Genomic DNA, 3,580 nt, shown 5'->3' with positions numbered 1-3,580 from the left:
GGAACTGATCGTCAGATGAAACGAACCCAGGTCGCCAAGGCGCACGCTGTAGCCGTTTTTCAACGCCTGAATAATCTCGAATTGCAAGGCGTCGAGCACGGCTTTGATGTCGGGACTCGAAACGGTGCTGCGCTTCTCGATCAGCACAATAATATCGGCCAGCGTCAACGGCGTAGACTCCGAAATCTGTGCATAATACTTCGTTTCTGTTTTCTTCTGGGGATTCTTCTTCCCCACGATTTCAAACTTGATCATGATTGATTTTTTTAATGATTAATAAATAATTAATTGAACAATAATCAGGCTTCCGCGCAAGGCTTCCGCCTGTTTTTCGTATTGCCTTTTTGTTGATTATTCTGCCACGGGACGCACCGCGTACCCAGAAGGCCGATAGTAGCTGAACAGCGGGAGCACGCCGCCCGAGTAGAAGGCCAGGACGTAACCGTGGGTCTTGTAGTACGGAACCGCCGACCAATAGTCACCGCCGGAGCCGACGCTGCTCAGCGAACCACCACCGTAGCTGCGAACGCCCGAAGCAGGGAAGTTGATAGTAGCAGTCTTACTGCCGTCCGTCCAGAAATTATGACCGAAGTTGTTTTGGAAAGTCTGCGAATTGTCTGTACCATTAACATTCATAGTGCCATAGCTTTGACCATTAGCCGTAAAACCTGTAAACGCATTACTTGCTGGCATCTTGAAGCCGACAGGACAAGGATCGTAAACGGTCTTGACGACAGAATTATCATTGTAACTTGTTGTCGTGTTATCGGCAGACCAAAGATTGTAATAAGAATAACCCGTTGGAGGAGTACTCCACCACGAACTACCACCCGTGTAGAAACTACCAGGATTCTGAATACCATTCTGGATAGACATGTTATCATCTGCATTCGCCGTGAAATGGCTACCTACAGCTAACTTAGATTCATCTACACCAGGGAAGGCATCCTTACGACCAAACTGATAAAAGGTGGTAGCACCCGTCTTTTTATCTCCAGGCTTCTGGGTAATAGTAAATTCAGAAACCTGCTTTGTACCGTTATTTGCAACTGTCTGTTCAACCTTTACCTTGACTGTACGAGCACTTGAATAAGTAGAACCACTCCACTGGGTTGGCTTCCAACCCAAAGCTTCCTTGGTGAAGTTATAAACAACCCCTTGATGGTTGGTAACAGGAATCTTATCGAGAGCGTCCTTAGGAGCAAACCACAAATGCCATGACCAAACAATGGTGCCACCCTTCTTGACAGCAACAACGGCATTACCGCTCTGGATGTCGCTTGCCTTAACCTCGAAGTCGAGGAATGCATCACCACCATCATGCTTGATTGCTGGAGAATGAACGAGGTTAGCAGCATCTGCCCAGACCACTTCTGCACCATCGACACCAGCGTTGGCACCACTATTGGTCTTCTCTATCCAAGGATTGGTAATGTCATTACCTGCGTGATCCTTGAATTTACGCAAGACATATTGCTCGTATGGTGTACCCGTAGGCGCATTGCTGATATATGACTTAGCATTGGTCGACCCGTTCTCAATGGCATTACCATAAACAAGAGGAATACGATAAACGCCAGGAGCAGAGATCAAATAAGAATTGGCCGTGTTGCAATTTGTATTGTCACCTTTGTAATTATGCATAGAAAGGTCGTAAGGAGCAGAAGCAGAACCTAAGGCGGTTGCCTCCTTGAGTTCCTTGTTACGCTTAGCGAGCAAATCGCCAACATCTTTTGTCAATGTGGCTGTACCCTGGTCGGCAGCAGTGCCACCATCGCCCTCCGTTTTGCTAAGGCTGGGCAGCCATGTGGGCTTTTCACTCATGGAGAAGTTGCCATCGTTGTTGGCATCGTAACCTACCACTTTCCATGCCACTGCCTGTTGCGTGCCGTCGGGAGCTTGCTTATAACTGGTGATGCCGTAGTTGCCGGTTTGAGTTTCGTCGTAAGCGGCGGCTGCGGGATTGGTGGCGGTGAGATGGAATGTCCAGTCGCTGGTGTTTTGGCTCAACTTGTAGGTCTTCGAGGTGCCGGGCTTCCATTTGCCCGTCAGCGGAATGGTGATGGTGTTGGGCGCGGGGCTGGGATGCGCCGGGTCGTTGTTCTCCAGCGTGACAACCACCGTGACGCCCGTCAGGTCTTGCGGCAACATATAGAAAGTGTAGTTGTCGGTCGCATTGCCCATGATCACCGTGTTGGGTGCTTGTCTGAGGTCAACGGGCGTGGCTGATACGTCGAGCGTGAAGTCTGTGCGGGCTGCGAGGCTGCTTGTCACCCAGGCGCCCTTGCCGTTAAACTGCGTGGGCAGCGTGTATTGGCCTTTGCTATAGGCATTCTTGATTTCTACCTTGGTAATACGCTTGTTCCACGAAAGGTTTTGCCCCACGGCGAAGCGCACGGCCGTCAAAGCGTGATAAAACTCCAGATTGGTTTGCGGGGCGGTGCCGCGGGTTTGGTATTCCACCTCGCCCGAGCAGGCTGTCATCAAGTCTTTTTGGTTCTTCACATCCTGCTCCACCTCGAATTCCACGTAGGGTGTGCCCGAATAGGTGGCCGGCGACATCTTCGCCTTGGCGTCGTAGGGGTACACGGCATAGAAGCGGCCGTAACGATAACCCCAGAGCCAGGGGTGGTAGGCCGTAAGCGTGCCGTTGCTGTTGGTCTTCACGCCGCAGAACCAGTCGGGAGTGCCGGGCGTAAACCCTGGCGTAGCGCTGCGATAACCCGACGCAGTGAAATAATTGTCGATCGTGGTCTTTACGTTGGCTCGCGTGTCGGCAGAGGGCAACACGGGATTCACGCCCTCCACGGTGGTTTCTATCAAGCAGAGGTCGGAGGCGCCTTGCACGGCATGTTTGTGCGTGGCGAGGTCTTCGAGGGTGAGTCCCTCGTCGGCCAGGCGCGAGAGAGCGACTGCCCGTGTGGCGGGCATTTGCTGTTGTTGCTGGAGCATCTTGTCTTGCGCGGTGCTCACGTTGAAGCTCACGGCCACGCCCTTGTCGCCTTCTTCTTGGTCGTCGATCATGCGGTCGTCGGCACACGAAACGACCATCAGTGCTGCACAGAGCAGCATGGCTTGTATCTTAAACATCTTTTTCATTGTCTTTCTGTTTTTTTGATTCATACCTTTATTTCTTCTATTCTTCGTCTTCCCACAGTGGAGCGCTCCATCGCTTGGCGCCTGAAACGTCTTCATCTTCGTCGGGGTCTAACGGATTGACATGGATGTTACCGCCACCACCGCCTCCGGGCTGAGCATTGGGACTTGCGGCTAGCAGAGCCGCTTCATGGTCTAACGCAATTATCTCATACTTAGGTGCGAGATAGCGCTTGAATTCAACTTGATTTTTCTTCATAACTACATGTTGTTTTGATGAATAATTCGTGAAATTTTCCCCCTTGCCGGGTTGGCAAAAGGGCATAAGAAAAGGAACAAAGGGAACTCCGAGAAGCCCTTTGTTTATTGGTGTTTAGCCCACACCTTACGCGCGCGCGTAAGGTAAAGCTGTGAAGGTGTCTACGCCAGGTGCGATGTGTGTGTGTGTGTGTGTGTTAAGACTTTTTCCGAGATATGCAAATAT

The 3,580-nt window shown here is 51.1% G+C and carries 3 protein-coding genes; all 3 read right to left on the bottom strand.

The features are described from left to right. The coding region (locus JCM12259_RS12440; RefSeq protein WP_025066685.1) for an HU family DNA-binding protein at positions 1-255 on the bottom strand (255 nt) is incomplete at its 3' end. Positions 256-351: 96 nt separating this feature from the next. Next, on the bottom strand, positions 352-3,099 hold the full coding sequence (locus JCM12259_RS12435; RefSeq protein ID WP_025066684.1) for a fimbrillin family protein: 2,748 nt from the start codon (positions 3,097-3,099) through the stop codon (positions 352-354). 37 nt (positions 3,100-3,136) lie between these two features. Further along, on the bottom strand, positions 3,137-3,355 hold the full coding sequence (locus JCM12259_RS12430) for a hypothetical protein (protein WP_025066683.1): 219 nt from the start codon (positions 3,353-3,355) through the stop codon (positions 3,137-3,139). Positions 3,356-3,580: the final 225 nt, after the last annotated feature.

This window comes from Hoylesella enoeca JCM 12259 (genome assembly GCF_000613405.1).
Taxonomy (GTDB): domain Bacteria; phylum Bacteroidota; class Bacteroidia; order Bacteroidales; family Bacteroidaceae; genus Prevotella; species Prevotella enoeca.
The sequence above is the reverse complement of the archived record's forward strand: the minus strand, read 5'-3'. Positions and strand labels throughout refer to the sequence as shown.